The organism is Pectobacterium nicotianae (assembly GCF_023272715.1).
Lineage (GTDB): Bacteria > Pseudomonadota > Gammaproteobacteria > Enterobacterales > Enterobacteriaceae > Pectobacterium > Pectobacterium brasiliense.
In genome coordinates this window covers 4,508,929-4,525,915 of the sequence record NZ_CP096821.1, presented here as the reverse complement: position 1 = coordinate 4,525,915, position 16,987 = coordinate 4,508,929, and the positions used below count along the sequence as shown (strand labels likewise).

Sequence of the window (16,987 nt, the reverse complement as noted above, 5' to 3'; positions counted from 1 at the left end):
TCAGAGTCGGAAGCCTTCGCCCAGATAGACGCGTTTCACCTGTTCATCGGCCAGAATATCGGTCGGTGAACCGTGGGCGATCAGGTTGCCCTGACTCACGATGTAGGCTCGTTCACAGACATCAAGCGTTTCGCGGACGTTATGATCGGTAATCAACACGCCAAGCCCGCTGTCACGCAGATGCTCAATGATTTTTTTAATATCCAGTACGGAGATCGGGTCTACGCCCGCAAACGGTTCATCCAACAGGATGAACTTCGGATTCGCTGCCAGCGCACGCGCAATTTCTACGCGGCGTCTTTCTCCACCGGACAGCGATTGTCCCAGACTATCGCGCAAATGAATAATATGGAATTCTTCCATTAGCTCATTGGCACGATCTTCTTGCTGTTCGGTCGTCAGATCTTTACGGATCTGTAACACCGCCATCAGATTGTCATACACACTTAAGCGACGGAAGATAGAGGCTTCCTGCGGCAGATAGCCGATGCCGCGCAGCGCGCGTTCGTGCAAAGGAAGCAGGCTGATGTCGTCATCGTCAATGACGATACGTCCTTCATCACGCGGAACGATGCCTACGACCATGTAGAACGTTGTCGTTTTGCCAGCACCGTTCGGCCCAAGCAGGCCGACGATTTCGCCGGAATTCACAGTGAGGCTGACGTTTTCCACGACCTTACGGCCTTTGTACGCCTTGGCGAGATTTTCTGCGGTTAATGTTGCCATAACTTATTCAGTGACCCGTGGTTGCGGTTGCTGAGAACGAGAAGGCTGGCTCTTGTTCTCTTTCTCCTGAAGCTGGGAAGGAACCAACACCGTCGTCACGCGTTTTCCTTTGTCGCTGGTCGCTTCCATCTGCTGCTGTTTCACCAGATAAGTGATGCGATCGCCTTTGACATTGCTGTCCTGCTGTTCCAGATAGGCATTGCCAGTCAGCACCAGAAAGTCAGTGGCCAGCTCGTAGCGGATTTTCTGCGCGTGACCTTTTACCGGTTTGCCGTTGTCCTGCATCTGGTAGAACGTCACGGGGTTGCCGTAACCTTCCACCACTTCACTGCCTTGCGCGCCCTGTGGACGCGTCACGACGACCTTGTCGGCTTTTACTTCAATCGTGCCTTGCTTCACGACAACATTGCCAGTGAACGTCACCGTGTTGCCCTGCATGTCCAGAGATTGCTGTGCTGAATCAATGTGAATAGGTTGATTGCTATCGCCGGTCACGGCAAAGGCGGAAACGCTGACGGCGAACAGCGAGCTGGCGATCAGGGTGTTACGCATCAGATTATTGGTTTTGGATTTCATAAGAGGTTTTTACCTTTTCGATCAACTCGGCCGTTTTGTTACGCAGATTCCCGCGCATTTTCATTCCGCTTGACGTGAAGCTGGCGCCGTACAGGGTGACTTCATCATCGGAAGAGACGTCCTGCGTGACCAGATTCACCTGGGCATTATTCGTTGTGATGCGCTGAAGCTGTGCGTCTTTCGTCAGGCTATTCACCTCAACGTTGCCGTACAGATAGAGCATCTTGTCTTTTGTCAGCTTGGCGCGATCGGCGCGTACTGACCAGGTTGCGGTGCCTTGTTCATTGAACAGCGTGGCGACAGGCTTGGTAAACCAGCTCAACTGCTCGTCGTTGAAATACTCCGCTTTTTCCGAAATCAGTCTGTAGCTCAGCTTACCCGCAGGGCTGTATACCTGCGTATTCGTCTTTTCGCTGGTATAAACCGGCACGGCGGGGTCGTTTGCACCCGGTGCTGCTACCGTGTCGTCATCTGCAATATTCCAGCCGATGAGGATAAGCACCAACAGGGCCAGAAAAGCGGTGAGCCAACGCTTGGTTTTACTCATATTGACAACCCTTTGGCATGCTCCAGCTTGTCCTGCGAGAACAGAATCAAATCACACAGCTCACGTACTGCGCCACGGCCTCCCGCAATGCGGGTGACATAATCTGCGCGTGGTAACAGCAGCGGATGGGCGTCTGCCACGGCAACGCTCAGCCCGACCTGCGCCATCACTGGCCAGTCGATCATATCGTCGCCGATATATGCCACCTGATTTGCCGTTACTGACAGTTTATCCAACAGATCGTTGAAGGCCAAAACCTTATCCGATTGCCCCTGATAGAGATGGTTAATGCCCAGCGTCTTACACCGATCTTCCAGCAATTTTGCTGAACGCCCGGTAATGATGGCAACCTCAATATCAGACGTCAGCAAGCAGCGAATGCCATAGCCGTCGCGGACGTTAAAGGCTTTCAGCTCTTCGCCGTGATTACCCATGTAAATCAGACCATCGGACATCACGCCGTCAACGTCGCAAATTAACAGGCGAACCTCACGGGCTTTATCCAGTACCTGTTGATCGACAGGCCCATAGCAGGTATCGGTTTGCGCCCTGACTTCACTCATTCACTATTATCCTTTCTTTTTAAACCACGCCAGCTCGCAGCATATCGTGCATGTGGACGATCCCGACCAGACGATCGTTTTCTGCCACCAGCACTGAGGTGATGTGGCGCGACTGCATCAGGTTAAGTGCATCCACCGCCAGCGTTTGCGGTGTGACCCGGATGCCGCCCGCGGTCATCACATCAGCAATGCGCGCGCTGTTCAAGTCAATATTCATGTCGAAGATGCGGCGCAGGTCACCATCGGTAAAGATGCCCTGAATTTTCATATCCGCCTCGCAGATTACCGTCATACCCAGATTTTTGCGCGTAATTTCCACCAGCGCATCACGCAGCGAGGCATCGTGTGGGACATGGGGAATCTCATCACCTGAATGCATGATATCGCTGACGCGCAGTAAAAGTTTGCGGCCAAGTGCGCCACCGGGGTGAGAAAGGGCGAAATCTTCGGCAGTAAAGCCGCGTGCCTGTAACAACGCCACAGCCAGCGCGTCTCCCATGACCAGCGTTGCAGTGGTGCTGGTGGTGGGTGCCAGGCCGAGCGGGCAGGCTTCCTGCGGGACGTGAACGCACAGGTGAATATCCGCAGCCTTGCCCATCGTACTTTCTGGTGCGCTGGTCATGCAGATCAGGAACACTTTCTGGCGTTTCAGAACCGGAATCAGCGACAGAATTTCATGGGACTCGCCAGAGTTGGAAATAGCAATCACGATATCGTGCGGCGTCACCATGCCGAGATCACCGTGGCTGGCTTCGCCCGGATGAACAAAAAAAGCAGGCGTACCGGTGCTGGCGAAGGTCGCGGCAATCTTGCAGCCGATGTGGCCGGATTTGCCCATTCCCATCACGACTACTTTGCCCTGGCAATCGAATATCTTTTTGCAGGCGAGGGTAAAGTTGTCATCAATGTACTGGTCTAATTGCGCCAGCCCATCGCGCTCGATACTCAGTACTTGCTTGCCTGCTTGCTGGAAATCGAAATCGGCTGGTAGTTCATGAGCCTTTTGTAACCTATGGCCGGTTTGTGAGCCATGATCGGCTCGTAGTGCATGATCGGATAGTGCACGGTCAGACTGCTGTTTTAGATGAGCATCTTGTTCAAACTGTGACATACCAATAGTCCTGATTATGATGAAAAACAGAGCGTCTTATGAAAAACAGGTTCTTATGAAAAAAAGAACAGGGTCGTCAGATAGGCGATAAAGGCGCAGCATAATAATGCGCCTGCGCCCTGTCCTATACGGCGTTTTTTGCTGAGGCACAGTGCGGTTAACAGCACGCTCGCCGCCAGCATGACCCAATAGTCGCGCTGAAAAGCCTGAGGGTTCAGTGCGCCCGGCGAGAGCAGAGCAGGTACGCCCAGAACAATCGCAATATTAAAAATGTTCGAGCCAATCAGGTTACCCAGCGCAATATCATCTTCTTTCTTCAGCGTCCCGACGATGGCGGTAGCAAGCTCAGGCAGGCTGGTGCCAATCGCCAATATGGTCAGCCCGATAGTTAACTCACTGACATCGAAGTAGCGTGCAATGACGGTAGCGTTATCCACCACCATACGAGCGGCCATGGGTAAAATAATCATGCCAAGAATCAACCACAGCACGGCGACCATCTGGCTGCTGTCATCCTGCGGGAGTTCCGCTAGTTGTTCGCGCGTCAGGCTATCGCCGCCTTCCCGCTGTGCCTGTTGTGCCATGCGAAGTATCAACACCAGACACAGAATGGCGGCAAAGAGCAGCATGATGCCGTCGGTGCGGCTCAGGTAGCTATCATGCAGTAAAACGCCACACAATAAAGTGACGGACAACATGAGCGGCAATTCCCGGCGCAGAATGGCCGAATGTACCGTTAGCGGGCGAATGAGTGCCGCGCTGCCGAGAATGAGTAAAATATTGGTGATATTGGAACCCAGAACATTACCGACGGCCATGTCGTTCTGATCGTTCAACGCGGCGGTAACCGAAACGATCAGCTCGGGTAGCGAGGTGCCGAAGCCGACAATGGTGATGCCGATAACGAAAGGCGGTAAGCCAAGAGAACGCGCAAGCACGGCGGCACCATAGACAAGACGATCGGCACCGTAAACCAGTAATAGCAAACCAACGAACAAGAGTAGTGTTGCAAAAAGCATGCAGCGTCCTTTAATAGGATATAATCACCGGCCTGTTGTCGAATAAGTCAGTATTTCTGGACGATTTTCGCACAAAAAGCATTTTCTGTGATGAGTGCTAATTCTGACGGTGCTTGGCGAAAAAGTAAAACCTGTCGCGATAAGTAAAACCCAGTAACGGTTTGTGCCGCCATTTTGGACAAGAACTTACGGTAAGTTTTTGTAAAACTCGCACCTTGATGAAAGCCAGCCGTTAGGCTGGAGTAAAAGACCTCTGTATGAGCGTACTGATGGGTAAGGAATGGAAATAATGAACCATGAGGCAACTAATCTGGTCGAGATCCGTGGTCTTAGCTTTCGGCGCGGAGAGCGAGAGATTTTTACGGACATCACGCTGAATGTGCCTAAAGGCAAGGTCACCGCGATCATGGGGCCTTCCGGTATTGGGAAAACCACGCTGTTGCGCCTGATTGGCGGACAGCTACCGCCGGACAGCGGCGAAATCTGGTTTGATGGTGAGAATATCCCGACGTTGTCGCGCAGTGAGTTGTACAACGCGCGCAAGAAAATGAGCATGTTGTTTCAGTCCGGTGCGTTATTCACCGATTTGAACGTGTTTGATAATGTCGCCTGGCCGCTGCGTGAACATACCAAACTGCCGGAAGAACTGTTACGTAGCATCGTCATGATGAAACTGGAGGCAGTGGGACTACGCGGCGCGGCGAAACTGATGCCGGCGGAGCTTTCCGGCGGCATGGCGCGGCGCGCGGCGTTGGCGAGAGCCATCGCGCTCGACCCGCAGTTGATTATGTTTGATGAGCCTTTTGTCGGGCAAGACCCGATTACGCTCGGGACACTGGTGAAGCTCATCGACGAGTTGAATCATGCATTGGGCGTGACCTGCATTGTGGTTTCTCACGATGTGCCGGAGGTGATGAGCATTGCCGATTATGCGTATATCGTGGCCGATAAGCGGGTGATCGGGGAAGGGACCGCGGATCAACTGAGAGCAAACAGTGACCCGCAGGTTCGTCAGTTCCTGGATGGTATCGCCGACGGACCAGTACCTTTCCGCTTTCCAGCCGGTGACTATAAAACGTCGCTGCTCGGTTCAGGGGGTTAACGCAGTCATGTTATTACGGACGTTGGCGTCGTTGGGGCGCCAGGGAATCTCTACCAGTGCCTCGTTTGGGCGCGCCGGCCTGATGCTGTTTAATGCGCTGGTGGGTAAACCCGAATTCAGAAAACAGTGGCCGCTGTTGGTGAAACAGCTTTACAGCGTTGGTGTGCAGTCGCTGCTTATCATCATGGTTTCCGGCCTGTTTATCGGCATGGTGCTGGGGTTACAGGGCTATATCATCCTGACAACATACAGCGCTGAGGCCAGTCTGGGCATGATGGTGGCACTGTCGCTGTTGCGTGAACTTGGTCCGGTGGTGACGGCATTGCTGTTCGCGGGCCGAGCGGGCTCTGCGCTGACGGCAGAAATTGGCCTGATGAAGGCGACAGAGCAGCTCTCCAGCATGGAGATGATGGCGGTCGATCCGCTGCGCCGCGTTGTCGCGCCGCGCTTCTGGGCAGGGTTAATCAGCATGCCGCTGCTGGCGGTGATTTTTGTCGCGGTGGGTATTTGGGGCGGCGCGCTGGTCGGTGTGGACTGGAAAGGCATCGACAGTGGGTTCTTCTGGTCTGCCATGCAAGGTGCGGTTGACTGGCGTCAGGATGTCTTGAACTGCGTGATTAAAAGTATCGTATTTGCGATTACCGTGACCTGGATTGCACTGTTTAACGGCTATGACGCGATCCCGACGTCTGAAGGGATCAGCCGTGCAACGACCCGAACCGTCGTGCACTCGTCGTTAGCGGTACTGGGATTGGATTTTGTGCTGACAGCACTGATGTTTGGGAACTGAGTCGATGCAAACAAAGAAAACTGAAGTCTGGGTTGGTGTGTTTATGTTGATCGCGCTGGCTGCCATCCTCTTTTTATGCCTGAAAGTCGCCGATCTTAAATCGATTGGTAGCGAGCCGACGTATCGTCTGTATGCGACGTTTGACAACATTGGCGGGCTGAAAGCGCGTTCTCCGATCAGAATTGGCGGCGTAGTGGTTGGCCGCGTAGCGGATATTTCGCTGGACGAGAAAACGTACCTGCCACGCGTGGCGATGGATATTCAGCAGCGCTACGATCATATTCCTGATACCAGCTCTCTGGCCATTCGTACCTCCGGCTTGCTGGGCGAACAGTATCTGGCGCTGAACATTGGGTTTGAAGATGAAGAAATGGGCACCGCGATCCTGAAAGATGGAGGTGTGATTCAGGACACCAAGTCAGCGATGGTGCTTGAAGATCTCATCGGTCAATTCCTATATAAGAGCGGCAGCAATAGCGAAGATAATGCCGGTCAATCAGGTACGGAACCGGGTGCCAATCCTGCGGCAACCCCTGAACACAACAACGAACCTGTTCCTTCACATCCATAAGAGGATATCTGCATGTTTAAACGTTTACTGATGGTGGCTTTACTGGTGGTCGCGCCATTAGCCAACGCGGCGGATCAAACGAATCCCTATCGTTTAATGAATGAAGCGGCGGAAAAAACTTTTGATCGTTTAAAGAACGAACAGCCAAAGATCAAACAAAACCCTGATTATTTGCGTACCGTCGTACGTGAAGAGCTGCTGCCGTATGTTCAGGTGAGATACGCCGGTGCGCTGGTTCTGGGTCGTTACTACAAAGATGCGACACCGGCACAGCGTGATGCCTATTTCAAAGCGTTTGAAGCCTATCTGGAGCAGGCTTACGGCCAGGCGCTAGCAATGTATAACGGGCAGACCTATGAGATTGTCCCTGAGAAACCGCTGGGCGATGCCGATATCGTTTCTATTCGCGTCACCATCATTGATAACGGCGGCCGCCCTCCGGTACGTCTGGATTTCCAATGGCGTAAGAACAGTAAAACCGGTAACTGGCAGGCGTACGACATGATTGCCGAAGGTGTCAGTATGATCACCACCAAGCAGAACGAGTGGGCGGCAATATTGCGTCAGAACGGCGTGGATGGCCTGACTAAACAGCTGGAATCCTCGGCGAAGCAGACCATCACGTTGGATCAGAAAAAGTAATTTGGGTACAAACATGGCGAACGCATTGAACTGGCAGACACAGGAATCAACGCTGGCGTTAACGGGCGATCTGGATCGTGAAACGCTGTTACCGTTCTGGCAGCAGCGTGAATCGTTGCTGGCGGGTAAAACGACGCTGGATGTGTCTGGATTAAACCGCGTTGATTCTGCCGGGTTAGCATTGCTGATGCACGTTTATCAGCAGCCGTCTTCAGGCGGAGAGATAACGATTGTCGGTGCCAGCGATCGGCTAAAAACGCTCATTGCGCTCTATAACCTGAATGAAATCATCCCTGTGTCTTAAACGGTAACGCGGGTTACCGGATTCGCCCCTTTAGGCATCGTCTGAAGGGGCGTATTCTTTGTTTAAGATAGCGTCATATTCATCTAAGATACCTCCCTGTAAATCATCTCCCCCTGACATAGAAATCGAGAGCGATGGAAAATAACGAAATTAAAGACGTGCTGATGAACGCATTGGCACTGGAAGAAGCCCATGTTTCTGGTGATGGCAGCCATTTTCAGGTCATCGTAGTGGGCGGACTTTTTGCTGGAATGAGCCGAGTCAAAAAACAGCAGGCTGTTTATGCGCCGCTGATGGAGTACATCGCGGATAACCGTATTCATGCGTTGTCGATCAAGGCTTATACGCCGGAAGAGTGGCAACGCGACCGTAAACTGAACGGCTTCTAAGTATTATTCTCCGTGCGAGTGGGAATAAGCTGCTGGTATCAGTGTGACGACATATTGAATTAAGACATTGAGATACAAAGACTATGGATAAATTTCGTGTTCAGGGCCCAACCCGCTTAGCGGGGGAAGTGACCATTTCTGGCGCCAAGAATGCTGCGTTGCCCATCCTGTTCGCTGCGCTACTCGCAGAAGAGCCGGTAGAAATTCAGAACGTACCGAAACTGCGCGATATTGATACCACCATGAAGCTGCTTGGTCAGCTGGGTGCGCGCGTTGAGCGTAACGGTTCCGTCCATGTGGATGCCAGCGAGGTAAACGTGTTCTGTGCGCCGTACGATCTGGTGAAAACCATGCGCGCCTCTATTTGGGCTCTAGGGCCGCTGGTGGCGCGTTTTGGTCAAGGTCAGGTCTCGCTGCCCGGCGGCTGTGCGATTGGCGCGCGTCCGGTAGATTTGCACATTTATGGCCTTGAGCAGCTCGGTGCACAGATCGTACTGGAAGAAGGCTATGTCAAAGCAACGGTTGATGGCCGCCTGAAAGGTGCGCACATCGTGATGGATAAAGTGAGCGTAGGTGCCACGGTCACCATCATGAGTGCGGCGACGCTGGCGGAAGGCACCACGATTATTGAGAACGCGGCGCGTGAACCAGAGATTGTCGATACGGCAAACTTCCTGAATACGCTGGGTGCGAAAATCAGCGGTGCAGGCACGGATAAAATCACCATTGAAGGTGTTGCGCGTCTGGGCGGCGGTGTTTACCGCGTGGTGCCTGACCGTATTGAGACCGGGACATTCCTGGTCGCGGCTGCGGTATCTCGTGGTCAGATTATGTGTCGCAATACCCGTCCTGATACGCTGGATGCGGTGTTGGCGAAGCTGCGCGAAGCGGGCGCGGAGATCGAAATTGGCGAAGACTGGATCAGTCTGGATATGCACGGTAAGCGTCCAAAAGCCGTTACCGTTCGCACGTCGCCGCATCCGGGGTTCCCGACCGATATGCAGGCACAGTTCAGCCTGCTGAATCTGGTTGCGGAAGGGACGGGCGTGATTACCGAAACCATCTTCGAAAACCGCTTCATGCACGTGCCTGAGCTTATCCGTATGGGCGCACAGGCGGAAATTGAGAGCAACACGGTGATTTGCCACGGCGTTGATAAGCTGTCTGGTGCGCAGGTGATGGCGACCGACTTACGTGCGTCAGCTAGTCTGGTATTAGCCGGTTGTATCGCGGAAGGTGTGACGATAGTCGATCGTATTTATCACATCGATCGTGGCTATGACCGCATCGAAGATAAGCTACGTGCGCTAGGTGCGAATATCGAGCGTGTTAAAGAGCACGAGTAAGCGTTTTAGCTGGTTTATCTTCACAATTAGGTTTGTCAGCCGGGTGGGTTCCCACCCGGTTTCTTGTTTACCTGCCGATGTGACTTTATCAATCGACCTGACATGTCGTTATTGGGTAGGGAATTCCTGAATCGTCATTTGTAGTGTGATTTGATTTTTATCACGCACAATCGTGACTGGAATGACAGTGCCGGGGCGTATTTCCGAAACCTGTTCCATGGTTTCAATAATCGAGCGTGCAGGCTTATTGTTCACGCTGACGATGACGTCTTCGACGCGAATACCCGCTTTATCCGCTGGTCCACCTGGATCGATAGTCTGAACGAGAATCCCGCTTAATCTATCCTGCGCATCACGATTGTTAGTCGACGTGCTGTTCTCAATATTCTCGATCTGTACGCCGTTAACGCCAATATAGCCACGCACCACGCGGCCATCGCGGATGAGTTTTCCCATCACCTTGGTCGCCAGCGCGACGGGAATGGCGAAGCTAATGCCTTCCGGTGTTTCACCGTTGCTACTTTTATCAAACGAGAGGGTGTTAATACCGACCAGTTCACCAAGCGTATTGACCAGCGCACCGCCGGAATTTCCGTGGTTAATTGAGGCATCGGTTTGCAGCAAGTTTTGGCGTCCTACCTGACTTCTTTGCTGACCGTATGTACTAAGACTGACACGGCCAGTGGCGCTGATGACGCCCTGCGTGACGGTTTGCCCCAGATTATAAGGGTTGCCGATCGCCATCACGACATCGCCGACGTGCGGTATGCGGTCTGGATTTATCGGAATAACGGGCAGGTTGACGCCATCAATTTGCAACACAGCCAGGTCCGTCAGGCTATCGGAACCGATCACACGGGCTTCGTACAGCCTGCCGTCTGACAGCTCTATCTGGATTTGCTGCACGTTATTGATTACATGCTTGTTGGTTAAAATATACCCTTTTTCATTCATGATGACGCCGGATCCGAGAGGATGAATGGCGACTTCGTTGGGTTTCCCCTCTTTAGCAACCCGGTTATAAACGTTCACCACAGCAGGCGCCGCATGGCTGACGCCCTGATGGTAGCTTATGGGCGAACCATCACTATTTTTGTCATTGCCTTTCAGAAACGACGTGCCAGACCCGACAAAGGGCAGTACGGCCAGAATAATACCGGCGACGAGGGCACCAAAGAGCGCTGAACGTAATAACTTAGCAAGCATGGCCGTGATTTACTGTGGAAAAAGGGAGATAAGAGGAGGATATCACGAGAAGTTCGGACACCGCATGGTTCGGTGTCCGATTTTTTAACATTAGCGATGTTCTGGCCAGTTAAGCTGCCGAAAAAGACGGCAGGCGATTAACGTAGCAGCAGGTAAATCGTTTCTTCGCCCCGGACGATATTCAAGGCCAGAACGGAAGGCTTCGCTTCCAGCAGTTTGCGCAGTTGCGTGATGTTTTCAATACGCTCGCGGTTCACGCCGATGATGACATCGCCTTTTTGCAGACCGACCTGTGCCGCAGGGGTGTCCTTAGCAACGTTATCGATCTGTACGCCTTTGCTGCCGTCTTTCAATTGGCCATTAGTCAGAGAAGCCCCCTGCAATGACGGTGAAAGCGTTTCAGCACTGGTTGATGCCGATGAGCTGTTATCCAACACGACGGAAACTTCCTGCGGTTTACCATCACGCAGCAGGCCGATTTTCACGGTCTTGCCCGGTGCGGTGGTGCCAACTTTGGCCCGCAGTTCTGCAAAGCTGCTGATGGGTTTACCATCCAGCGTCGTCAACACATCGCCCGCCTTGATACCGGCTTTGGATGCGGCAGATTTCGGTAAGACTTCGCTGACGAAGGCACCGCGCTGCGCGTCGACGTTGAAGGCTTTCGCCATTTCTGACGTCATCTCGCTGCCTTTAATACCCAGCAGACCGCGTTTCACTTCGCCAAATTCAACCAGCTGCTGCGCCAGATTCTGGGCCATATTGCTAGGGATAGCGAAACCGATACCGATGTTTCCGCCGCCTGGAGCCAGGATCGCGGTGTTGATACCGATCAGCTCACCGTTGAGGTTAACCAGCGCACCGCCGGAGTTACCGCGGTTGATGGACGCATCGGTCTGGATGAAGTTTTCTAACCCTTCAAGATTCAGGCCGCTACGTCCCAGCGCGGAGATAATACCGGACGTCGCAGTCTGACCAAGGCCGAACGGGTTACCCACGGCAACGGCAAAATCACCGACGCGCAGTTGATCGGAATCGGCCATTTTTACAGAGACCAGATTCTTGGCGTCATTCAGCTGTAGCAGGGCGATATCGGTCTGCTCATCACGCCCAATCAATTTCGCCTCATACTCACGTCCATCATTAAGCTGGACGCGGATCTTGTCAGCGTTATTGATCACGTGATTGTTGGTGAGCACGTAACCTTTTGCGGCATCAATAATGACGCCAGAGCCCAGTCCTTCAAACGGGCGAGAATTTTGTTTGTCCGTCGGGAAGTTAGGGCCAAAGAAGAACTTGAATTCTTCCGGTACGCGCTGACGCTGTACCTGTGTACCTTCAACATGCACGCTGACGACGGCTGGCAAGACTTTCTCCAGCATCGGGGCCAGACTTGGCGTCTGTTGACCTTGAACCACGGCAGGCAGCGCAGCATTTGCAGCGGGAAGCGTGGACAGGGTCAAACCTATACTCATTGCCAGTGCACTAAATAGTAATGATGTTTTTTTCATTGTTATTAACTCTCTCACGGCCTGCGGATGAATAAAACGATGATATATAAACTTAAAGACACGGTGAAGAGTCAGACTGGCGATCAATGTGTAAAGTTCACTGCTGTTTCGTCAGCAGATTGTAACTATCGCTTTTTTAATGCGTGATCGGACGATGGCAGCCTGCGGTACGCGTCTTAAACGTACAAGCGTTTTAAGCGTAGAACAAGAGAGGGGAAAGCGTGAGACAGAAAGCCCCACGCTTAAGGTAATTGAATGAATTACTTGCGAATCGGGCGTTCGCCACGCAGCAGGCCTGATGCACCGTCGGAATAATCGCGCGGCGGCATGTTCACCGGAGCCTGATCGTTATCCGCTTCTGATTCGGTCAGACGATATTTAAACGGATTATCCTGACCGGGAACGTTAGGTAACAGGTTATTGGAGCTTTTCGCCATGTGTTGATAAAGCTGACGATAATCATCCGCCATGTTATCCAACAGCTCCGCACTGCGGGCGAAGTGACCTACCAATTCCTGACGATAATCTTCCAGTTCGGTTTTGCTTTTCTCCAGCTCATTCTGCAATACCTGCTGTTGCCGCAGCTTACGGTTACCAAAGCGCATGGCTACAGCACCAATAATAATACCGACAACTAAACCTATCAGCGCATACTCCCAAGTCATAATAGCTCCTATTTTGACGTCGTTGTCCCGTAGGGTTTTTCACTTAATAATAGTCACTATAACCGTTAACCTTGCCTGAGTGGAATCCTGATGCTCGATGACAGAAAGGAATGTTGACCTACCGCGGACATCAAGGTTGTTAACTGCGACGATTACGGCTTAAATCGACGACAACACACAGCAAAACACGACTAACTTTTTTCTCAGGGATTGCGATGGCTATGGTTATTCCACAGACAACACAACAGCAAACAACACCCTTGGCGCTTTATCAGCAGGCGCTTTCTGCTGGTGAATATCAGCCGGACGAGGTGCAACGGCAAACCGTTGTGCGCCTGGAGGCGATACATCAGGCGTTATGTGAACGCGCTGCTGATGGCGATGCAGGGGCATCCGACCGCGTGGGGAAATGGCGTAGCTGGCTGGGGCGGCGTAATAAACGTGAATCTGCGCCGGTTCAAGGGCTGTACATGTGGGGCGGCGTCGGGCGCGGTAAAACCTGGCTGATGGATATGTTTTTCCACAGCTTGCCCGCCGAACGCAAGATGCGCCTGCATTTTCATCGTTTTATGCTGCGTGTGCATGAAGAACTGAACCAGTTTCAGGGGCAGGAAAATCCGCTGGAGAAAGTGGCCGACGGTTTTAAAGCCGAAACGGATGTGCTGTGTTTCGATGAATTTTTCGTCTCTGACATTACCGATGCGATGCTGCTGGCTGAGCTGTTGCGAGCGCTGTTTGCTCGTGGTATTGCGCTGGTGGCGACGTCGAATATTCCGCCAGACGACCTCTACCGTAATGGACTGCAACGCGCGCGTTTTTTGCCTGCGATTGAGTTGATTAAGCAGTATTGCGAAGTGCGTAATGTTGATGCGGGTATCGATTATCGTCTGCGTACGCTGACGCAGGCACACCTTTATCTCTCGCCGCTGAATGAAGAGACGGATGCTGCGATGCAGCAGATGTTTACCCGTCTGACCGGGAAACCGTGGCAGACGCCGGGGCCAGTGCTGGAGATCAATCATCGTCCGTTATCGACACTTGGCGCGAGTGACGGCGTGCTGGCGGTTGATTTCCACACTCTGTGCACCGAAGCGCGTAGCCAGAATGATTACATCGCACTGTCGCGCCTCTATCACACGATGCTGTTGCACAATGTGACGGTGATGGAAACGAAGGAAGAGAACACCGCTCGCCGTTTTCTGGCACTGGTGGACGAGTGCTACGATCGCCGTATCAAATTGATTATTTCTGCGCAGGCGTCGATGTTTGAGATCTACCAGGGAGATCACCTGAAATTTGAATACCAGCGCTGTTTATCCCGTTTGCAGGAAATGCAAAGCGAAGAGTACTTACGGCAGCCGCATTTGGCGTAACGCAGGCTGCGGTTTTTTAGTCATTTGCGTGTGAAAAAAGGTCGATCTTTGAGAATGACTTCTCTATAATCTTGCGACCCCACGTTACAACAAAGTTTTTTTTCCCAAAAACTTTATAGTGCCGGCAATGGCTATTCGAAGGGGTAGGTTTGCTGGACTTGATGGTCGTGTGAGCCTCAACTGTTTTCGAGCGTTTGGGTGTTCACCAACGTGTAACTAATTATTGGGTAAGCTTTTAATGAAAACTTTTACAGCTAAACCAGAGACCGTAAAACGCGACTGGTACGTTGTTGATGCGAACGGTAAAACTTTAGGCCGTCTCGCTACTGAACTGGCTCGTCGTCTGCGCGGCAAGCATAAAGCGGAATACACTCCGCACGTTGATACGGGTGATTACATCATCGTTCTGAACGCTGACAAAGTTGCTGTAACTGGCAACAAGCGTACTGACAAGATTTATTATCATCACACCGGTCACATCGGTGGTATTAAACAAGCGACCTTTGAAGAGATGATTGCCCGCCGTCCTGAGCGTGTGATTGAAATCGCGGTTAAAGGCATGCTGCCGAAGGGCCCGTTGGGTCGTGCTATGTTCCGTAAACTGAAAGTTTACGCGGGCACCGAGCACAATCACGCGGCACAGCAACCGCAAGTTCTGGACATTTAATCGGGATTATAGGCAATGGCTGAAAATCAATACTACGGCACTGGTCGCCGCAAAAGCTCCGCCGCTCGCGTGTTCATCAAACCGGGCAACGGTAACATCGTTATCAACCAGCGTAGTCTGGAACAGTACTTCGGTCGCGAAACTGCCCGCATGGTAGTTCGTCAGCCGCTTGAACTGGTCGACATGGTTGGTAAATTTGATCTGTACATCACCGTTAAAGGTGGTGGTATCTCTGGTCAGGCTGGTGCGATCCGTCACGGTATCACCCGCGCTCTGATGGAGTATGATGAGTCTCTGCGTAGCGAACTGCGTAAAGCTGGTTTCGTTACTCGTGATGCTCGTCAGGTTGAACGTAAGAAAGTCGGTCTGCGTAAAGCACGTCGTCGTCCTCAGTTCTCCAAGCGTTAATTTCTGGCTGCTTTGCAGCGAAATCAATGCAAAAAACCCGGTGCTGGTCACCGGGTTTTTTTATGTCTAGCGTTTACCTTTACTGCTATTCCGTTGCGTTTTTTACATCATGCAGGTCGCGATCTTTGACTTCTGGCATCAAAAGGGCAGATAGCAAGCCAATGCAGGAGTAGCAAATTAGCATCACAGCGATGGGATACCATGACCCTGTTATTTGGCAAAAAATACCCGCTAGCAAAGGACCGAGCCCCGTAGCGAATAACCCACCGATTTCTTTGGAAATTGCCATTTGGGAGAAGCGGTTTTTTGAACCGAACATCTCTGCCATCGTGATTCCTTCGATAGCGGCTTGCCCCAGCACCGCGATGTTATGAATCAGGATTAAGCATACTGTTATCGTGGCAACTGCCTGCTCTTTATTCACGATGATTGAAATCATCGGATAAGCGAGAAGAATAGAGCCCAGCGTCAGGATGATATAAGGAATGCGGCGCCCGATTCTATCTGATAGCCACCCCATCAATGGGATTGTCAGAAAGCCGATGACTGAACTAATCATGATGGCATCGGTTGGAACGGCCTTGCTAAATAGTAGTGTTTGTACCATGTAGCCAGCCAGGAAAGTCTGGATAATGCCCGAGTTCCCCGCTTGTCCGAAGCGAAGGCCTGTTGCAATCCAAAACGCTTTCCCTTTTAGCAAAGACCAAAAAGGCGTGTGCTGGTGGGCGACTTCTTTTGTTTCTTGTACCCCTTCAAATACCGGGCTTTCCTTCAGATTCAGACGTAACCAGATAGCAAACCCCATCACCACGAAACTCGCAAGGAAGGGAAGACGCCACGCCCAATCAATGATCTCTTCATTGCTAAAGAGGTAAAACATCGCAGCCCAAATGGCCGTCGCACTCAATGTTCCGCAGTTGGTTCCCATTGCAACCAGTGAGGCGATAATGCCTTTTTTACCTTCAGGCGCATATTCTGCCAGCATGGTACTGGCACCAGAGATCTCTGCACCGGCACCTAGTCCCTGAATAACTCTGAGCACCACCAATAGAATCGGTGCCAGAATGCCAACCTGCTGGTAAGTTGGGAGTGCGCCTATTAATGTGGTACAAACGCCCATTAATGCGATGGTAATAAACAGGACCTTTTTCCTGCCTACTCTATCTCCCATTTTCCCGAAGAAGACGGCACCGACAATACGGGCAATGTATCCTGCACCGTAGGTTCCCATCGCGAGAATTAATGCCATAGCAGCCGATTGTTCAGGGAAGAAAATTTCATGGAAGACCAACGCGGCACCAAGAGAATAGAGCTGGAAATCCATGAATTCTAGTGTGGTACCGAGCCAGCCAGAAACGGATGCCCTGGCAAGATCGGAGGTGCTTCTTTTAACCTTAACTGGAGATGAGTTCATAGTGTCACCATATGATTATTAGATTTAATTCAATATGTGGTGAGGTATAAATACCTGGTG

The 16,987-nt window shown here is 52.0% G+C and carries 20 protein-coding genes; 10 read left to right on the top strand and 10 right to left on the bottom strand.

The features are described from left to right. The 6 genes from lptB to MYB54_RS20085 are packed head-to-tail and all read right to left on the bottom strand — an operon-like array spanning nt 1 to nt 4,542. Nucleotides 1–726, bottom strand: a complete 726-nt coding sequence (gene lptB, locus MYB54_RS20110; RefSeq protein ID WP_010296638.1) for an LPS export ABC transporter ATP-binding protein — start codon at nt 724–726, stop codon at nt 1–3. Nucleotides 727–729: 3 nt separating this feature from the next. After that, nucleotides 730–1,302: a lipopolysaccharide ABC transporter substrate-binding protein LptA gene (gene lptA, locus MYB54_RS20105; protein WP_014913854.1), complete on the bottom strand. Its 573-nt coding sequence runs from the start codon at nt 1,300–1,302 to the stop codon at nt 730–732. Continuing rightward, complete coding sequence (gene lptC / locus MYB54_RS20100) at nt 1,283–1,849, bottom strand: LPS export ABC transporter periplasmic protein LptC (protein WP_014913855.1); 567 nt, start codon at nt 1,847–1,849, stop codon at nt 1,283–1,285. Before lptC ends, lptA begins: the two co-directional genes overlap by 20 nt. Continuing rightward, the gene (gene kdsC, locus MYB54_RS20095; protein WP_010296644.1) at nt 1,846–2,412 is read right to left on the bottom strand and encodes a 3-deoxy-manno-octulosonate-8-phosphatase KdsC; all 567 of its coding nucleotides are present in this window, start codon (nt 2,410–2,412) and stop codon (nt 1,846–1,848) included. The genes lptC and kdsC overlap by 4 nt, the downstream gene beginning before the upstream one ends. 19 nt (nt 2,413–2,431) lie before the next feature. Continuing rightward, nucleotides 2,432–3,523, bottom strand: coding sequence for an arabinose-5-phosphate isomerase KdsD (kdsD, locus tag MYB54_RS20090; protein ID WP_104212679.1), 1,092 nt, complete (start codon nt 3,521–3,523; stop codon nt 2,432–2,434). A gap of 53 nt (nt 3,524–3,576) precedes the next feature. Beyond that, on the bottom strand, nt 3,577–4,542 hold the full coding sequence (locus tag MYB54_RS20085) for a calcium/sodium antiporter (RefSeq protein ID WP_039524209.1): 966 nt from the start codon (nt 4,540–4,542) through the stop codon (nt 3,577–3,579). A 289-nt stretch (nt 4,543–4,831) separates the two neighbouring features. Here MYB54_RS20085 and mlaF point away from each other — a divergent pair, with 289 nt between their 5' ends. The 7 genes from mlaF (at nt 4,832) to murA (ending at nt 9,686) form a co-directional block, all read left to right on the top strand. Further along, nucleotides 4,832–5,644, top strand: coding sequence for a phospholipid ABC transporter ATP-binding protein MlaF (gene mlaF / locus MYB54_RS20080; protein ID WP_014913858.1), 813 nt, complete (start codon nt 4,832–4,834; stop codon nt 5,642–5,644). A 7-nt stretch (nt 5,645–5,651) separates the two neighbouring features. Next, nucleotides 5,652–6,434 carry a lipid asymmetry maintenance ABC transporter permease subunit MlaE gene (mlaE, locus tag MYB54_RS20075; protein ID WP_010280162.1) on the top strand — a complete coding sequence of 261 codons (783 nt, stop codon included), beginning with the start codon at nt 5,652–5,654 and terminating at the stop codon, nt 6,432–6,434. A 4-nt stretch (nt 6,435–6,438) separates the two neighbouring features. Next, the gene (gene mlaD / locus MYB54_RS20070) at nt 6,439–7,005 is read left to right on the top strand and encodes an outer membrane lipid asymmetry maintenance protein MlaD (RefSeq protein ID WP_014913859.1); all 567 of its coding nucleotides are present in this window, start codon (nt 6,439–6,441) and stop codon (nt 7,003–7,005) included. A gap of 12 nt (nt 7,006–7,017) precedes the next feature. Next, nucleotides 7,018–7,647 carry a phospholipid-binding protein MlaC gene (gene mlaC / locus MYB54_RS20065; RefSeq protein WP_014913860.1) on the top strand — a complete coding sequence of 210 codons (630 nt, stop codon included), beginning with the start codon at nt 7,018–7,020 and terminating at the stop codon, nt 7,645–7,647. A gap of 13 nt (nt 7,648–7,660) precedes the next feature. Beyond that, nucleotides 7,661–7,951 carry a lipid asymmetry maintenance protein MlaB gene (gene mlaB, locus MYB54_RS20060; RefSeq protein ID WP_014913861.1) on the top strand — a complete coding sequence of 97 codons (291 nt, stop codon included), beginning with the start codon at nt 7,661–7,663 and terminating at the stop codon, nt 7,949–7,951. A 134-nt stretch (nt 7,952–8,085) separates the two neighbouring features. After that, on the top strand, nt 8,086–8,340 hold the full coding sequence (ibaG, locus tag MYB54_RS20055; protein WP_010280170.1) for a BolA family iron metabolism protein IbaG: 255 nt from the start codon (nt 8,086–8,088) through the stop codon (nt 8,338–8,340). Nucleotides 8,341–8,423: 83 nt separating this feature from the next. Further along, complete coding sequence (gene murA, locus MYB54_RS20050) at nt 8,424–9,686, top strand: UDP-N-acetylglucosamine 1-carboxyvinyltransferase (RefSeq protein ID WP_014913862.1); 1,263 nt, start codon at nt 8,424–8,426, stop codon at nt 9,684–9,686. Between the two features lie 108 nt (nt 9,687–9,794). Here the strand turns inward: murA and degS are convergent, their stop codons facing one another. From degS to zapG, 3 genes are all read right to left on the bottom strand, one after another. Then, nucleotides 9,795–10,892 carry an outer membrane-stress sensor serine endopeptidase DegS gene (degS, locus tag MYB54_RS20045; protein ID WP_248721276.1) on the bottom strand — a complete coding sequence of 366 codons (1,098 nt, stop codon included), beginning with the start codon at nt 10,890–10,892 and terminating at the stop codon, nt 9,795–9,797. Between the two features lie 137 nt (nt 10,893–11,029). Next, on the bottom strand, nt 11,030–12,400 hold the full coding sequence (gene degQ, locus MYB54_RS20040; RefSeq protein ID WP_039279103.1) for a serine endoprotease DegQ: 1,371 nt from the start codon (nt 12,398–12,400) through the stop codon (nt 11,030–11,032). A gap of 260 nt (nt 12,401–12,660) precedes the next feature. After that, a complete protein-coding gene (zapG, locus tag MYB54_RS20035; protein ID WP_005975485.1) occupies nt 12,661–13,065 on the bottom strand; it encodes a Z-ring associated protein ZapG in 405 nt (134 codons plus the stop codon). 221 nt (nt 13,066–13,286) lie between these two features. On the opposite strand from zapG, the gene zapE reads away from it, so the two are divergent. The 3 genes from zapE to rpsI all read left to right on the top strand — a co-directional run bounded on the left by zapE (nt 13,287) and on the right by rpsI (nt 15,513). Further along, the gene (zapE, locus tag MYB54_RS20030; protein WP_039463042.1) at nt 13,287–14,438 is read left to right on the top strand and encodes a cell division protein ZapE; all 1,152 of its coding nucleotides are present in this window, start codon (nt 13,287–13,289) and stop codon (nt 14,436–14,438) included. Nucleotides 14,439–14,676: 238 nt separating this feature from the next. Then, entirely contained in the window at nt 14,677–15,105 is a 429-nt protein-coding gene (rplM, locus tag MYB54_RS20025) for a 50S ribosomal protein L13 (RefSeq protein WP_005975488.1), read from the top strand. Between the two features lie 15 nt (nt 15,106–15,120). Next, nucleotides 15,121–15,513 carry a 30S ribosomal protein S9 gene (rpsI, locus tag MYB54_RS20020; protein WP_010280182.1) on the top strand — a complete coding sequence of 131 codons (393 nt, stop codon included), beginning with the start codon at nt 15,121–15,123 and terminating at the stop codon, nt 15,511–15,513. A gap of 85 nt (nt 15,514–15,598) precedes the next feature. On the opposite strand, the gene MYB54_RS20015 is transcribed toward rpsI, so the two are convergent. After that, nucleotides 15,599–16,927 carry an MFS transporter gene (locus tag MYB54_RS20015; protein ID WP_205592182.1) on the bottom strand — a complete coding sequence of 443 codons (1,329 nt, stop codon included), beginning with the start codon at nt 16,925–16,927 and terminating at the stop codon, nt 15,599–15,601. Between the last annotated feature and the right edge of the window lie 60 nt (nt 16,928–16,987).

Coding starts and splice junctions, on each gene's coding strand:
- mlaC (WP_014913860.1), top strand. CDS start 7,018: ATGTTTAAACGTTTACTGATGGTGGCTTTACTGGTGGTCGCGCCATTA.
- mlaF (WP_014913858.1), top strand. CDS start 4,832: ATGAACCATGAGGCAACTAATCTGGTCGAGATCCGTGGTCTTAGCTTT.
- mlaD (WP_014913859.1), top strand. CDS start 6,439: ATGCAAACAAAGAAAACTGAAGTCTGGGTTGGTGTGTTTATGTTGATC.
- ibaG (WP_010280170.1), top strand. CDS start 8,086: ATGGAAAATAACGAAATTAAAGACGTGCTGATGAACGCATTGGCACTG.
- mlaE (WP_010280162.1), top strand. CDS start 5,652: ATGTTATTACGGACGTTGGCGTCGTTGGGGCGCCAGGGAATCTCTACC.
- rpsI (WP_010280182.1), top strand. CDS start 15,121: ATGGCTGAAAATCAATACTACGGCACTGGTCGCCGCAAAAGCTCCGCC.
- lptA (WP_014913854.1), bottom strand. CDS start 1,302: ATGAAATCCAAAACCAATAATCTGATGCGTAACACCCTGATCGCCAGC.
- murA (WP_014913862.1), top strand. CDS start 8,424: ATGGATAAATTTCGTGTTCAGGGCCCAACCCGCTTAGCGGGGGAAGTG.
- degS (WP_248721276.1), bottom strand. CDS start 10,892: ATGCTTGCTAAGTTATTACGTTCAGCGCTCTTTGGTGCCCTCGTCGCC.
- zapE (WP_039463042.1), top strand. CDS start 13,287: ATGGTTATTCCACAGACAACACAACAGCAAACAACACCCTTGGCGCTT.
- rplM (WP_005975488.1), top strand. CDS start 14,677: ATGAAAACTTTTACAGCTAAACCAGAGACCGTAAAACGCGACTGGTAC.
- degQ (WP_039279103.1), bottom strand. CDS start 12,400: ATGAAAAAAACATCATTACTATTTAGTGCACTGGCAATGAGTATAGGT.
- lptB (WP_010296638.1), bottom strand. CDS start 726: ATGGCAACATTAACCGCAGAAAATCTCGCCAAGGCGTACAAAGGCCGT.
- zapG (WP_005975485.1), bottom strand. CDS start 13,065: ATGACTTGGGAGTATGCGCTGATAGGTTTAGTTGTCGGTATTATTATT.
- MYB54_RS20015 (WP_205592182.1), bottom strand. CDS start 16,927: ATGAACTCATCTCCAGTTAAGGTTAAAAGAAGCACCTCCGATCTTGCC.
- lptC (WP_014913855.1), bottom strand. CDS start 1,849: ATGAGTAAAACCAAGCGTTGGCTCACCGCTTTTCTGGCCCTGTTGGTG.
- MYB54_RS20085 (WP_039524209.1), bottom strand. CDS start 4,542: ATGCTTTTTGCAACACTACTCTTGTTCGTTGGTTTGCTATTACTGGTT.
- mlaB (WP_014913861.1), top strand. CDS start 7,661: ATGGCGAACGCATTGAACTGGCAGACACAGGAATCAACGCTGGCGTTA.
- kdsD (WP_104212679.1), bottom strand. CDS start 3,523: ATGTCACAGTTTGAACAAGATGCTCATCTAAAACAGCAGTCTGACCGT.
- kdsC (WP_010296644.1), bottom strand. CDS start 2,412: ATGAGTGAAGTCAGGGCGCAAACCGATACCTGCTATGGGCCTGTCGAT.